General features: G+C 58.0%; 13 protein-coding genes and 1 pseudogene. 4 read left to right on the plus strand and 10 right to left on the minus strand.

Annotation, left to right across the window (positions count from 1 at the left end; translation table 11 throughout):
- The 10 genes from gltB to pilM all read right to left on the minus strand — a co-directional run.
- On the minus strand, positions 1-2,651 hold a 2,651-nt coding region (gltB, locus tag HF921_RS02670; protein ID WP_215893256.1), incomplete at its 3' end, for a glutamate synthase large subunit.
- A gap of 135 nt (positions 2,652-2,786) precedes the next feature.
- On the minus strand, positions 2,787-3,959 hold the full coding sequence (locus HF921_RS02675) for a deoxyguanosinetriphosphate triphosphohydrolase (RefSeq protein ID WP_064217777.1): 1,173 nt from the start codon (positions 3,957-3,959) through the stop codon (positions 2,787-2,789).
- A complete protein-coding gene (gene thyX, locus HF921_RS02680) occupies positions 3,952-4,797 on the minus strand; it encodes an FAD-dependent thymidylate synthase (RefSeq protein WP_215893257.1) in 846 nt (281 codons plus the stop codon). Before thyX ends, HF921_RS02675 begins: the two co-directional genes overlap by 8 nt.
- Positions 4,790-5,884: a 3-dehydroquinate synthase gene (gene aroB, locus HF921_RS02685; protein WP_064217775.1), complete on the minus strand. Its 1,095-nt coding sequence runs from the start codon at positions 5,882-5,884 to the stop codon at positions 4,790-4,792. Before aroB ends, thyX begins: the two co-directional genes overlap by 8 nt.
- A gap of 103 nt (positions 5,885-5,987) precedes the next feature.
- Complete coding sequence (locus HF921_RS02690; RefSeq protein ID WP_064217774.1) at positions 5,988-6,527, minus strand: shikimate kinase; 540 nt, start codon at positions 6,525-6,527, stop codon at positions 5,988-5,990.
- Complete coding sequence (locus HF921_RS02695) at positions 6,524-8,869, minus strand: type IV pilus secretin PilQ (protein WP_215893258.1); 2,346 nt, start codon at positions 8,867-8,869, stop codon at positions 6,524-6,526. Before HF921_RS02695 ends, HF921_RS02690 begins: the two co-directional genes overlap by 4 nt.
- A gap of 44 nt (positions 8,870-8,913) precedes the next feature.
- On the minus strand, positions 8,914-9,462 hold the full coding sequence (locus HF921_RS02700; RefSeq protein WP_215893259.1) for a pilus assembly protein PilP: 549 nt from the start codon (positions 9,460-9,462) through the stop codon (positions 8,914-8,916).
- Entirely contained in the window at positions 9,459-10,076 is a 618-nt protein-coding gene (locus tag HF921_RS02705) for a type IV pilus inner membrane component PilO (RefSeq protein WP_064217771.1), read from the minus strand. The genes HF921_RS02700 and HF921_RS02705 overlap by 4 nt, the downstream gene beginning before the upstream one ends.
- Entirely contained in the window at positions 10,073-10,666 is a 594-nt protein-coding gene (locus HF921_RS02710; RefSeq protein ID WP_064217770.1) for a PilN domain-containing protein, read from the minus strand. The genes HF921_RS02705 and HF921_RS02710 overlap by 4 nt, the downstream gene beginning before the upstream one ends.
- Positions 10,663-11,727, minus strand: coding sequence for a type IV pilus assembly protein PilM (gene pilM, locus HF921_RS02715; RefSeq protein ID WP_215893260.1), 1,065 nt, complete (start codon positions 11,725-11,727; stop codon positions 10,663-10,665). Before pilM ends, HF921_RS02710 begins: the two co-directional genes overlap by 4 nt.
- Positions 11,728-11,952: 225 nt before the next feature.
- Here pilM and tadA point away from each other — a divergent pair, with 225 nt between their 5' ends.
- From tadA to HF921_RS02735, 4 genes and pseudogenes are all read left to right on the plus strand, one after another.
- Positions 11,953-12,519: a tRNA adenosine(34) deaminase TadA gene (tadA, locus tag HF921_RS02720; protein WP_155735170.1), complete on the plus strand. Its 567-nt coding sequence runs from the start codon at positions 11,953-11,955 to the stop codon at positions 12,517-12,519.
- Complete coding sequence (locus tag HF921_RS02725) at positions 12,500-12,931, plus strand: secondary thiamine-phosphate synthase enzyme YjbQ (protein WP_215892275.1); 432 nt, start codon at positions 12,500-12,502, stop codon at positions 12,929-12,931. Before tadA ends, HF921_RS02725 begins: the two co-directional genes overlap by 20 nt.
- Positions 12,931-13,356, plus strand: coding sequence for a hypothetical protein (locus HF921_RS02730; protein WP_064217767.1), 426 nt, complete (start codon positions 12,931-12,933; stop codon positions 13,354-13,356). Before HF921_RS02725 ends, HF921_RS02730 begins: the two co-directional genes overlap by 1 nt.
- A 62-nt stretch (positions 13,357-13,418) precedes the next feature.
- Positions 13,419-13,711, plus strand: a pseudogene (locus HF921_RS02735) (endonuclease MutS2); the annotation flags it as partial.

The raw sequence follows: 13,711 nt of genomic DNA on the forward strand, positions 1-13,711 counted from the left end.
CGCCCGCCGATGGTGTTCATGGCGATGGCCAGGGCTTCGTGGGCTTCTGGCGAGAGCGCGCCCAAGGACATGGCAGCGGTGTCAAAACGGCGGGTGATGGCCTCGATGGGCTCGACTTCACCGAGCGGAATGGGTTGCGCTACCGCGCGCAATTGCAGCAGGTCGCGCAGGTTGGTGGTCGGGCGCTCATTGACGAGTCCGGAAAACACCTGATAGTCGGTATAGCGCCCTGATTTCGCCGCCGTCTGCAGGCTCTGGACGACGTCTGGGTGGTAGGCGTGATATTCACCGCCGTGGACATATTTGAGCAGACCGCCCAATGGCAACGTCTTTCTGGGGATATATGCATCGTGGACCTGCTGGCGGACATCGTTTTCCAGTTGGTTGAACGACACGCCGCCGATGCGGCTGACCGTCCCCTTGAAGCAGCGCTCCACTACCGTCTGATCCAGGCCGAGCGCCTCAAAAAGTTGGGTGCTGCGGTAGGAGGCGAGGGTGGAAATTCCCATTTTGGAGAGGATCTTGTAGAGGCCTTTGTCGATGCCCTTGCGGTAGTTTTCCAGTGCCTTGAGGATCGTGACCGGCTGGCTGAAGGCATGCCGCTCGGCCAGGCTGCGGATGATGGCATAGCTCAGGTAGGGGTAGACAGCGGTGGCACCGTAACCGATCAGCGTGGCGAAATGGTGAGGATCGCGGGTATGGGCGGTAGCCACGACGATATTGCAGCGAGTGCGCAGGCCGGCATCAATGAGGGCATGGTGGACCGCACCCACCGCCATCAGTGCCGGGATGTAGAGCCGGTCGCGCGCCAGGGCGTGATCCGAGAGCACCAGGATAACGGCTCCGTGCCGCACCGCCTCGATGACTTCTTCGCAGAGGGCTTCGATGGCGCCCCCCAGATTACTGTCCGCTGCTGAATAACAGAGATCAAAAGTCTGGCTGCGGAAGGCCGGTTCCGTGCGGCTGGTGAGGGCGACAAAAGTAGCATCGGAAAGCACTGGGGAGTGTACCTCAATGCGCCGGGCGTATTCGGGACGCTCGGCGAAGAGGTTGCTCTCGCTGCCGATGACCGTGTTCAGGGACATCACCAGGGCTTCACGCAGCGGGTCGATGGGTGGATTGGTGACCTGGGCGAATTGCTGACGAAAATAATCGGCAATATGCCGGGTTTGCCGCGATAAGACAGCGATGGGGGTGTCGTCCCCCATGGAGCCAACGGCTTCCTGGGCGCCCTCGGCGAGGACGCGAATCACCTGGTCCTCTTCTTCGAAACTGACACCAAATGCCTTTTCACTGACCAGCAGATCGGTTACCGGCAGCGCGGGGGAGGTGTCGTTGTTGTCGCTATCGAGATGTTCAGCATACTGATCCAACCATTCCCGGTAGGGGTGGCTATTCTGGATTTGTGTGTCGATGTCAGCCGACTCCAGGAATTTACCCGTGGCCATGTCCACTGCCACCAGTTGCCCCGGCCCGACTCGGCCCTGCACGGCGATGTCGCGGTGATCGTAGTCAAAGACGCCCACTTCGGAGGCGATGTTGATGATGCGGTCTTTGGTGATGACATAACGGGCCGGGCGCAGACCGTTGCGATCCAGTGCGCAGGCAGCAATGCGTCCGGTGTTGAGCACCAGTCCGGCGGGACCATCCCAGGCCTCCATGCGCATGGAGTGATACTCGTAGAAGGCGCGCAGGGCGGGTTCAATCCGTGGGACATTGTGCCAGGCGGGTGGCACCAGCAGGCGAATGGCCTTGAAAAAATCCATGCCGCCCTGCACCAGCAATTCGAGCATGTTGTCGAGACTGAAGGAGTCGCTGCCGCCACCAACCGCAGGTAGTACCTCCGCCATGGGTAGCAGGTCGGATTGCAACTGCGCTTCCCGGGCCTTGGCCCACAGGCGGTTACCCTGCACGGTATTCAATTCGCCATTGTGGGCGAGGATGCGGAAGGGCTGGCACAAGCGCCATTCCGGCCAGGTATTGGTCGAAAAGCGTTGGTGATAGGTGACGAGCGCGGAGGCGAAGCGCGGGTCGCGGAGATCGGGATAAAAAACGGGGAGATTTTCCGGCAGCACCAAGCCCTTGTAGCCAATGACCTGAGAGGAGCAGGTCACGACAAAAAAGCCGCTCTCGTCGACAAAGCGTTTTTCTACCCGCCGTCGCAGGCGATAAAGGAGGCGTTCGTGGCCGTCTGTGTCGGTGGCGTCGGGGAGGCCCACAAAGGCTTGCCATACACCCGGCAGGCTTTTGAGGGCTTCGTCGCCACAAGCGGCAAGGTCGGTAGGGACCTCGCGCCAGCCCAGACATCTGAGCCCAAGGTCCTGGGCTTCGGCATCCAGTGTCGTGCGGATTTTACTCGCAACCGCCTGGTCTCGCGGGAGAAAAAATTGGCCGATACCGAAATGTCTGCCGAGAGTGATGCCTTGCTCAATGGCGATAGCGCGGAAAAAGGTCTCCGGCATTTGCAATAGTAAGCCGCAACCGTCGCCACTTTTGCCATCGGCGGCTACCGCGCCGCGGTGGGTGAGCCGTGCCAGGGAGTGGATTGCCGTCGCGACAATGGCGTGACTCGCCTGATTGTCCATCTGGGCAATCAGCCCGAAGCCGCAGGAGTCTCGTTCAAAGTCGGGGGAGTATAAGCTTTGCGTCATGTCGTCACCTGGTTGTCACCGCACCCTGTCGCCGGACTGCAAAGCAGGGCCGAGCATTATAACGCGCTCATGGATAGCATCCAAGGGTGCGGGCGCGTTATCTTTCGGGATTTTTGTGTGGAATGGTCGAGGTGTTTACGCCTCGCCATGGGGATCGAAGAGGCGGTCATATTCGGCAATGGCGAAGCGGTCGGTCATGCCGGCCACATAGTCGGCGACGACACGCGCCTGACGTTGCGTTGCGCCGCTACACTCGTTGATGCGTGCCTGGTATTTCAGCGGCAGCAGCCGCGGATCTTCCTGCAGGGCATGAAACAACTTGTGTACCAAGCGCTTGGCTTTTTCCGATTGACGATGCACCCGCGGGTGACGATACATGCGCTGAAAGAGGAAACGTTTGAGGGTCACCACTTCGTGGGCGATGGCTGGGCTGTGGGCCGCGAGCTGGCGTGGCGCAGCCCGCACTTCCGCAATGGTGGTGATACCTTCAGCCGCGATGTGGCGCCGGGTTTCATCGACCAGATCGTGGATGAGCAGATTGATGAGGCGGCGACCCGTTTCGTGGCGCAATACGGTTTGCGAGGTCTCAGGGTAGCGCTGGTGTACCTCGGCAAAAATAGCCCCGTACAAGGTGCTGGCGCAGAGTTCTTCCAGACTCAGCAGGCCAGCGCGCAAACCATCATCAATATCATGGTTATTATAAGCAATCTCGTCGGCGAGATTGGTGATCTGTGCTTCCAGGCTGGGCTGGGTACCCTGCAAAAACCGTTCACCTACGTCTCCCAGGTCGGCAGCCTTGCTTCTGGCGCAGTGCTTGAGGATGCCCTCGCGCGTCTCAAAGCTCAGGTTCAGTCCGGGGAAGTCGCCGTAGCGCTTTTCCAGGTGGTCCACAATGCGCAGGGACTGGATATTGTGCTCGAAACCACCGAAATCGGTCATGCACTCCTGCAAAGCTTCTTGCCCAGCATGACCAAAAGGGGTGTGACCGAGATCGTGGGCCAGGGCAATCGCTTCGACCAGATCTTCATTCAGAGCCAGTTGGCGGGCGATGGCGCGCCCCACTTGTCCTACTTCAAGGCTGTGGGTGAGGCGGGTGCGGTAGAGATCACCCTCGTGATTCACGAAAACCTGGGTTTTATACTCGAGGCGGCGGAAGGCGCTGGAGTGGATGACCCGATCCCGGTCGCGCTGGAAAGCGCTGCGATTGGCGGGTGGCTCTTCCGCGTAGGTACGCCCGCGACTCCGGGCAGGGTCGGCGGCGTAGGACGCTAATCCCCCGTATGACCCAACAACGCTAGCATCAGGCATTGCCAGATGGCCCCTGTACGGTATCGGCCGCTGCCGACGCCGATTCGTCTATCACCCGCTGCATGGTTTCGGCGAGCAGGGGCAGGCGCGTGGCGAACAGCGCAAAAGCCGCATCGGCATATTCGCGGATTTCATACTGGGCATCTTTCTTGCGACGCAGCTTGAAAAAATTCATCAGGCTACGGAAGTTGACGGTCCAATAGACATCCGAGTAGGCAGCAACCGGCATCACGTTGCGCAGGAGCTCGCGGGCCCGACCGCGGTAGGGGTCGCGGCCGCCTTCTTTAGGACCCAGTTTGCCGCGCTCGCGCGCCAGATCAATGCGACTGCAAGCAGCGCTGTATTGCCGCTCGTACCAGTCAAAGAGCTGCGCCATCAGCGCTTCGTATTCGGTGATGGCAGCCTCGTCCAACACCGCAAAGTCATCCACCGTGCACGCTGCGGCGTCAGGCACATAAGCGACGGAGATCGGCTTGCGATAGCGCATGGAAAACTCATTCCAGCTGGAAATGCGGTGTTTAACCCACTGGCGCAACACGAAAATCGGCGCGATAAAGCGGAAGCGAAAATAGACGGTCTCAAAAGGCGTGCCATGTTGATCACGGAGTAACTGGTAGAGCAGGGCACGGTCGCGCTCTGAAAAGTCGTGCCCGTTTTGGAGACGCTGGTTGGTGGTGCTGATACGCGCGGTATTGATGATGGTGGCTTCGTCCCCCCAGGTTTCTTCCAGCTCGATGAAACCGAAATTGCCAATACGGCGGGTGCCGCCCGGGTTCAGCGCGATACGTCGCGCCATTTCCTCCTGCAATTCCGCAGTGGCTTTATTGATCTCATGCATGTTCATGCTCCATGAAGGCTTGAAGGGTCTGGGCGATGGCCGCCGGGGGAACATCGCCGGTAATCACCGCACTCCCAATGCCACGCAGCAGGATGAAGCGCACCCGACCCCCTTCCGCTTTCTTGTCGACACGCATAAAGGCGAGATAATCGTCGATGGGGAATGCTGGTGCGAAGGTGGGCAACCCGGTGGCCTTAACGAGGGCGTAGATACGGTTCTGTTCGCTCTCCCGAATCAGGTCGAGGCGGCGGGAAAGGTCTGCTGCCATGACGATGCCGATGGCCACAGCTTCGCCATGGAGGTACTGGTCGTAGCCGGTCGCTGCCTCAATGGCATGGCCGAAGGTGTGACCGAGGTTGAGAATGGCCCGTAAACCCCCCTCCAGCTCGTCGCGCGCCACGACGTCAGCCTTGTCTTTGCAGGAGTATTGGATCACCTTGGCCAGGGCGTCGGCCTCCCGGGCAAGCACAGCATCCATATGGTCTTCGAGCCAGGAGAAAAAGCCTTGATCGTTAATCAGACCATATTTGATGACCTCGGCCAGGCCAGAGCGGAATTCCCGGTCGGGCAGACTGTCCAGGGTGTCGGTGTCGGCGATCACGGCACGCGGCTGGTAAAAAGCGCCGATCATGTTTTTACCCAGGGGGTGATTGACTCCAGTCTTGCCGCCGACAGAGGAGTCCACCATGGCAAGCAGGCTGGTCGGCACTTGAATACAGGCGACCCCGCGCTGGTAGACCGCGGCGGCGAAGCCGGTGATATCTCCTACGACGCCGCCGCCAAGGGCACAAAGGGTACAATCACGCCCGTAACCCGCACTCAGCAGGCGGCCGGTGATTTCCTGGATATTAGCGAGGGATTTACTCGCTTCACCGGCCGCCAGCGTGACGGTCAGCACGTCTTTTTCAAGTTTCCTCAGGGTTTTCTGTAGTGCTTCCAGATAGAGGGGGGCGACATTGCTGTCCGTGATAATAGCGACAGGGCCTGTGCTCAGAGCGGGCGCGAAGAGGGCCGGGTCGGCAAGAATACCAGTGCCTATGTGGATGGGATAGCCGCGCTGCCCCAGATCGACGCGAAGACTGTGCATGATGTTTACTCTTGTGGACCGATTTATGCCCCATTGTTGGGGTTCTTTTACGTTGAGGCAAGTGGGTCGCCCCTATAACGCCATCTTGAGCTTGTTTCTACGGCTATCCGCGCGCGGGGATCTGCCCAGACCGCGGTTGGAGATGTCGCAGTATGCGGCGCAAAACCTGATCCGAACGCAGACCATCTCCCAGTATCCGCCAATGCGCGGTTTCCTGATAAAGCGTGTGGCGCTGTTCGGCCAGAGTTTGCAGGCGGCTGTCCAGGTCGGTATTTTGCAGTAAGGGACGGTTGCGATCATGGCGGATACGTTTGAGTTGCTCGTCGACACTGACATCCAGGTAGATGACCTTGCCCATGCGGCGTAAATGACGGCGATTAGCGGAGTCGAGTATGGCGCCACCACCAGTGGCCAGTACGATCGCTTCACTCTGGGTGGCGAGATCGGCGATCACTTTGCGCTCCCGCTCGCGAAAGCCCGATTCCCCCTCAATTTCAAAAATGGTGGGGATATCCACGCCGGTATGACTGACGATGAGCGCGTCACTGTCCACATAAGGAAGATGCAAGCGGGCGGCCAGAAGCCGCCCGATGGTGGATTTACCCGATCCCATGGGACCGATAAGGATGATGCTTCCGGTCATTGCCCGAGATTGGCGCTACCGGATGTCCCGCCCAAGCCATCTGGGGCATCGCCGCCAATCACCTTGGGGGTCAGAAAAACCAGCAACTCCGTTTTCGCCACATTGTTGAGGTGGCTCTTGAAGAGCCAGCCGAGCAGCGGGATGTCTCTCAATAACGGGACCCCGGTTTCCGTCTGGGTGGTCGAGTCCGTATAAATGCCACCGATGACGACGGTTTGGCCATTATTGACCAACAGCTTGGTTTTAACTTGCTGGGTATCAATCGGGATGCCGGAAGGCAGGGCCTGGGCGTAGTTAGGCTGGTCGTTTTGTGCATCCACGTCCAGGGTGATCTTGCCGTTGGGCGAGATGTGTGGCGTGACGTTCAGGCTGAGCACCGCTTTCTTGAAGGATACCGCCGTCGCACCGCTGCTGGTGGATTGCTGATAGGGGATTTCCTGACCCTGTTCGATGACCGCTTTTTCGTTGTCCTGAGTGAGGACTTTCGGGCTGGAGATAATCTTGGCGCGGTTATTCGCTTGCAGAGCCTGTAATTGCAGATTCAGGATGCGATTGCCCGCAGCGGTGCCCAGAGCAAAACCCAGCGATGCTGGATTGCTGCCCGCGAGGGCGCTGCCCGCGGTGGAGGGTGTCAGATTCACCAGCGCCGGGGTGGTGAAACCGGTTCCGCTGGTGGTGGAAGTTCCAGACATCGGGTAGGCGCCACCCTGCGTCGAGGTGACCCCCGTAGCACCGGTACCCGACAGGTTGATGACGCCACCACCACCACCGCCGGTATAGGTTCCGCCCCAATTGACGCCCAGAGACTGGGCGGCATTGGTGGTGATCTGCACGATGCGTGTTTCAATCAATACCTGCGGGACCGGACGGTCGATTTTGGTGATCAGGTTTTTAATGTTGGCGATATCCTGCGGAGTGTCCCGCACCAGCAGGCTGTTGGTACGGGTTACCACTGCTACCGAGCCGCGTGGACCGAGCAGCGAGTTGCCAATAAGACTGGAGTTCGGAATGCCCAATGCACTGGCCAGGGCTGCATTCTGTGCGGGGTTCATGTTCATGCCGTTGTCGACCCCTGCAACTCCGGGCTGCTGGTTTTGGTCAAAGCCCTGCAGCAGGGAGGCAATCTCTGAGGCTTTTGCATATTTGATCTGGATCAGTTCCGTCTCCAGTGGCTCAAGCTTGCGTTTACTGGCGGCGGCCTTCAGTTGCGCCTCCTCCTGACTGGCAATCTGGTTGGCGGGGGCCACCCAGAGAATGTTGCCGATATGTTTTGCCGCCAGCCCCTGAGACTCCAGAATCACTTGCAGGGCTTCTTCCCACGGCTCGTTCTTGAGGCGGAGGGAAAGGCTGCCGCTCACATTGTTGGAGACGACGATGTTTTGGTGCGTGAAGTCGGCAATCACCTGCAGGGCATCGCGCACGCTGATGTTCTGAAAATCCATACTGAGGCGCGCACCGGAGTCGGGATTGCTGCTTGTCTCAGTGGTTTTGGGGTGTACATCGATCATGGTGCGTTGCCCCAGCTGATAAGCCGAGTATTCGTAAGGACCATGAATGGCAAAAACCAGCCGGGTGCTATGCCCCAGAGGATAACTATCCACATACTGAACCGGGGTGCCGAACTGGCCGACCCCGAAACGGTGGGTATAGCTGGAGGGAATGACCGTGTCTTTGAGATCGACGACGAGGGCGCCATTCTCGCGGGTGACGTTCATCTGCGGTTGCGGGCCGGAGATGGAAAGATCCAGAATCCCACCACCGTTCTTGCCACGCTTGAAATTCAAGTCGTTGATCTGGGTGCCCGCAGTTTGGACAGGTACGGGCATGGCAGGCGTCGCGGCGACGTTGCTGGTGGGCACACTCGCCGCGCTCGGGGCGGCGGCCACACCCTTACCCCGTTCCGCCACCAGGGCGAGGCGGTAACCGCCTGGTGTCGGTGCTACCATGATCGCCTGTGGTGACTTTAGGAGCAGATCAAGTCTGGCGTTGTGCCCGATGTTTTCCGCGAGCACATTCTCGACCGCGCCGCTGCTTGCGATCGTTCCCACCGAGCTCATGAAATGTGCATTGTTGAAATCGATCCGCAGCCGATAGCCACCGTCGAGGGAGTTGACATCATAAGCCGGTCGGCTGTTGCTGCGGATGAGGAGGGCCGTGCCATGCTGGTCCTGTACCGGAGTAACGCCGGTGATGAGACTTTCTGCCCAGGCGGCCCCTGAACTCAGGCAGAGCGCCGCCGCCATGACCGCAAGCGTCACCGGTCTCAGCGCCAAGGAGTGGAGCTGCAGGCGCGGTACTGCAACACGGCGGGCGTGGCGGGCGGTAATGGATGCTGTGCTCATCTTTTCGCTATCCTCTGTATTCTTGGGGGTTAGGCAAGTCATGTTCAGTTGCCGTTTTGCATCTGCAAAACAGTCGGTTTTTTCTGGAATCCACCGAAGGCGTTGGGCAGGTATTGTTCGACGGTGACCGACCGTTTCGTCATGCCGTCATCAATCTTCACGATGCGACCGTCATGGGTGCCAATGTAGCTGCCGATCGTCGCGCGATAGACTTTATGATCCGGCGTGCCAACCACGGCCCAGAGTCTGCCCTGATTGTCCCGGACAATACCGGTTATGCTCAGGCTGGAAAGGGCATATTTTTCCAGCGGCTGGACAGGCCCATGGCTGACGGGACGTGGTCCGGTGCTGGCGGCAGCGGCCTCCTTGCGCAAAAGAAGCTCAGAGAAGCTCGTGAAGGGGTCACGGTTGATCGGATTTTCATAGGTCTTCGGCTTGTAGGTAACCGTCTTGGGCAGCGGCATAATGTGTGTGTTGGTTTTGGGGCCGGCGGCGACAAAAGCCTGAAGATGGCTGAGGTTGTCGCTATCTGAGCAACCACTCAACAGTGCCATGCCGGTAAGCATCATTAGGACGCTGAGAGCGCGTTTCATGGCTTGCCCCCCAGATAGCGATATGTGGTTGCTGTACACTGCATCACCAATTGCTGGGCTGCCTGTGCCTTGGCCGCGCTGGTCGCCCCCGCGTTAGGCATCCGGGTGATGCCGATATTGTTGATGGTCACAATACGAGGCATGGCGGCGACCGCGGCGGCGAAGCGTCCGATGTCACTGTAGGTGCCGACCACTTTGAGCTTGACCGGGATCTCCGCATAAAAATTCTTGTTCACTTCTCCCGTAGGCTGGAACAGTTCGAAATCCAGCCCGCGACTACGTCCGGCCAAGGTTACATCATCCAGCAACGAAGGGATCTGGGTGCGGTTGGGCAACTGCTGCAGAAAGTTCTGAAAACGCAGATTCATTTCCTTGATCTGGGCTTGATAGGCGGGTAGGGAGGCGGCCAGCAATTGTTTTTGCCGCACCTGGAGCTTCAGGCTGTCTTCCTGAATTTTTAGTTGATGATATTGGTCGTTTTCGGGTGCGATGAACTCAAACCAGACCAGGATACCGAGAATCAGGACAATGATGGCGACGATGATGAGCTTGGTTTTGATCGGCCAGCGGATGACATCATCCATTTGCAGGTTACGGAATTCATCAAAGGTCATGGCTGAGTATCCTTGTGCTGCGCGGATGCGTCACTTTTATTCGCGGCAGCCGGTGGGCGGATGCTCATCTGCAGCGTAAATTGTCCTACCTCTTCATTGCCCAGTTTGGACTTGCTGATGATGTTCAGTTCCGGCTTCGCAAAAATTTTTGAAGCTTCGATGCTGCGCATAAATGCCGCGACCTGACTGTTTGTCTGGGAATAACCATTCACCCTAATGGAATTACCCGTCTGCTGAAGTTTCGTCAGAAAGATGCCATCGGGAGTTACCCGAGCCAACGTGTTGAAGAGTCGCACTACCATATCCCGCTGGTCTTGCAGGTCGGTAATGATACCCTCACGGGAAAGCAGTTCATCACGTTTTTTACGCAGATCGGCAATGGACGCGATTTTTTTATCCAGTTGGGTGGTGACCCCTTGCAAATACCGCACTTTTTGCTGTTCAGCAGAGACCCGCGCACTAAAAATACTGTAGATACCGTAGTAGAGCAGAGCGGCAAGCAGCAGAACGCCGATAAAGGCTAACACTAGCAGCTGACTGCGTTGTGCGCGCTGAGCCTCTCGATAGGGCAGCAGGTTGATGCGAATCATGCCGGAGTCCTCCTGAGCGCCAGCCCACAGGCAACCGCCAGAGACGATCTGTCTGCATCCATAAAGCGACGGCTGATCTGAGGGGCTATTTCCATGCCCGCGAAAGGATCAGGCACGTAAACCGGAAAACTCACGAGTTGACGCAATTGCTCTGCAAGCTGCGGAATTTTAGCGCCGATACCAAAAAGATGCACCGATCCTGCGGAAATATCCGGCATGCTGGCCTGAAAGAAATCAAGAGAACGAAACAGTTCCTGAGCCATACTCCGGGCGAAGGGATTAAGTACATCACGCTCATATTCGGGAGGCAAACCACCGAAGCGCTCCATGCGTTGTGCGACATTGGCATCGAGGCTATAACGACGCTGTATTTCTTCAATCAGACGACCCAAGCCAAAATTATGCTCACGGGAGTAAACCGGATGCCCTTCCTGAAACACGTTGATATTTGTGGTGACACTACCTATTTCCACCAGAATGACCGCTCCGCCTGAAGTGCCGTGTGCTAGTGGCGACGCTCTGGTGAGGTGCTCATGTAATAACCAGAGAGCAAAGGGTTTGACATCAATGATTTTTGGTTTTAAGCCTACCTCTTCGAGGACCGCGGCACGATCTTCAATGGCTTCTTTTTTGCACGCTACCAGCAGGACATGATTATAACCTTTTCTGACTTCATCGGGGCCAAGCACCGCGAAATCAAAATTGACGGCGTCAATACTGTAGGGAATATATTGGCTGCTCTCAAAGCGAATCTGCTCTTCAATACCCACCTCGTCCAGTTCAGCCGGAAGAGAAATGATCTTGACGATGGCCGTATTGGCCGGCAGGGCGGTTGCCACGGCCTTGGTCCGGATGCGGGACCGCTCCAGAATGGTGTGTAGCGCCCGGCTGACCGCTGTAGCGTCCTGGATGTCACGATCATTAAGGGCGCCCGGCGGAAGTGCTTCGGAGTCCGCATGTTCGACGCGAAGCCTCCCCCTGGACTGCGAGAGTTCAACGAGCTTGACTGCGTCCGGACTAATATCCAGGCCGAGCAAAGGAGGACTTGGTAAGCGCAGCACGTTTATTCCCTTTTATGAGCTGACGAATATTACATAAATTTGCTTTGCAGAACACTCAACGGCACTTGCGCAACGCACGAATACTTTTTGCAACACGCGGGGGAAATTAGCAGCATTCCCGATTCTGTCAAGGCGCGCCGACCGAGAAATTGTTACCATAGGCGCGAAACCCGGTGGGGGTGGCCATACCAACGCGACTTTTGGCGAGAGTAATTTTGGAGTTCCATGATTTTGACGAGAGCGGATGGTCATTGCAGGGATCTGGCGTGGATGACGCTGGCGCTGGATTATGCGACGCGTGGCGCCGTTCAGGGCGAGGTTCCGGTGGGCGCAGTGTTGCTGGACGCTGACGGCCATCTGCTGGCGGCGGCGCATAACACGCCTGTTCATAGCCATGATCCCAGTGCCCATGCGGAAATGCTCGTGCTGCGTCAGGCGGCACAGGTTTTGCAGAATTATCGGCTAACGGGTGCTACCCTCTATGTTACGCTGGAGCCTTGCGTTATGTGTGTTGGGGCGATGCTGCATGCGCGAGTTGCGCGTCTCGTCTATGCGGCGTCGGATCCTAAGACGGGCGCAGTGGAAAGTCTTTACCATCTCTTGGAGGATGGCCGCTTTAACCATCGTATCGTGACGGAGGGGGGCGTGCTGGCCGCACCCTCCGCGACATTGCTAAGGGACTTTTTCCGGGCGCGGCGACGCGGAAAAGGGGCAGGAGAGGCCGATGTCGCCACGGCTGAAACGGGTGTCGAAACGGGGCAGGGGAGCGGTGATGCGGCATTGCAGTCATGAATGGCAGGTGAACAATGGTGGTCGCGGCCTATATGAACTCACTCAGAAATTGCAGGCTTGGTTGCGGGAAGTCGATGCCTGGGCAGGATGGGCGAATCTCTTCGTGCCACACACCTCAGCCAGTTTATTACTGCAAGAAAATGCCGATCCGGATGTACGGGCGGATATCCTGGATTATTTTGCGCGTTTGGTTCCGGATGGCAATCCTGATTTTCTTCATCGCAATGAAGGAACTGATGATATGTCGGCGCACCTGCGCAGTGTGCTGACCCAGAATAGCCTGATCATCCCCGTACGGGAGGGGCGGGCGGCGCTGGGGGGCTGGCAGGGGGTTTTTCTTTTCGAACATCGGGTGCGACCAATCAGTCGCCGGGTGTTGGTCAGTTTTCAAGGGGTTATGGAGGAGGGCTGATGTCTGAGTTCATGGAATTATACAACGGAATGCTGCGCGGTATTCGTGCGTGGTCGCGTTGGGATGAGTTTCAGAAAACGCTCGCAGAACAGGCCGATAATGGCTGGTATGTGTACTTCGTTGGGGTGGATTTTCCGCAGGCGCCACTTGATGCCGTGACCTTTTGCAAGGTGCTGGACGCGATCGGTACCTTGCTGCATCACGACCATAAAGAGACATATCTGGGTATCGTCTATGTGGATGATTTTGAGCATCCGCGGCTGATCAAGATTTACGATCCCAACCATTTGGGGGCGTCTTGTGGCAGCAGCGGAAAGGCGATTCCAGCCGGCTGGGTATTCTCGCGGGTACCTCCCGATCCTTTGGGGGAATTTGTTGTGCCCGAAGGCCGCAAACGCTGGTGGCGGGAAATTTTTCAAAACTGATTGGGTTGGCATTGCCGCCAGGCCTTTTGTACCCTTGGGCGGGCTAATTATCGGGAGAACCCATGGAAGCTGACCTGAAGCCCCTGGAATTCGGGGGCATTCGCCGCTTGCTCGAAAAGCTCTGTGCGACGCCTTTCGGGGCCGAGGCGGCGCGTAACCTCGCACCCGCCCCCACAGTGGGCGTCGCGCGCCAGTTGCAGGCGGCCATCACCGCCGCCCGCGTTGGCCTGGAGTCGGGCGAAGGCCCGATTCTCCCGGAGCTGCCGGATGTGCGCGCCGGTATTCGCCAGGTAGCCTCTCCTGGTGCGGCGCTGGCGGGTACCGCCTTGCGTAATCTGGCGCTGGTGCTGCGGGT

The organism is Acidithiobacillus ferriphilus, from assembly GCF_018854775.1.
GTDB classification, from domain to species: Bacteria; Pseudomonadota; Gammaproteobacteria; order Acidithiobacillales; family Acidithiobacillaceae; genus Acidithiobacillus; species Acidithiobacillus ferriphilus.

Excerpts from the sequence above, each read along its gene's own strand:
- HF921_RS02675 (WP_064217777.1), bottom strand. The coding sequence starts at position 3,959 with ATGCCTGATGCTAGCGTTGTTGGGTCATACGGGGGATTAGCGTCCTAC.
- thyX (WP_215893257.1), bottom strand. The coding sequence starts at position 4,797 with ATGCATGAGATCAATAAAGCCACTGCGGAATTGCAGGAGGAAATGGCG.
- aroB (WP_064217775.1), bottom strand. The coding sequence starts at position 5,884 with ATGCACAGTCTTCGCGTCGATCTGGGGCAGCGCGGCTATCCCATCCAC.
- HF921_RS02690 (WP_064217774.1), bottom strand. The coding sequence starts at position 6,527 with ATGACCGGAAGCATCATCCTTATCGGTCCCATGGGATCGGGTAAATCC.
- HF921_RS02695 (WP_215893258.1), bottom strand. The coding sequence starts at position 8,869 with ATGAGCACAGCATCCATTACCGCCCGCCACGCCCGCCGTGTTGCAGTA.
- HF921_RS02700 (WP_215893259.1), bottom strand. The coding sequence starts at position 9,462 with ATGAAACGCGCTCTCAGCGTCCTAATGATGCTTACCGGCATGGCACTG.
- HF921_RS02705 (WP_064217771.1), bottom strand. The coding sequence starts at position 10,076 with ATGACCTTTGATGAATTCCGTAACCTGCAAATGGATGATGTCATCCGC.
- HF921_RS02710 (WP_064217770.1), bottom strand. The coding sequence starts at position 10,666 with ATGATTCGCATCAACCTGCTGCCCTATCGAGAGGCTCAGCGCGCACAA.
- tadA (WP_155735170.1), top strand. The coding sequence starts at position 11,953 with ATGATTTTGACGAGAGCGGATGGTCATTGCAGGGATCTGGCGTGGATG.
- HF921_RS02725 (WP_215892275.1), top strand. The coding sequence starts at position 12,500 with ATGCGGCATTGCAGTCATGAATGGCAGGTGAACAATGGTGGTCGCGGC.
- HF921_RS02730 (WP_064217767.1), top strand. The coding sequence starts at position 12,931 with ATGTCTGAGTTCATGGAATTATACAACGGAATGCTGCGCGGTATTCGT.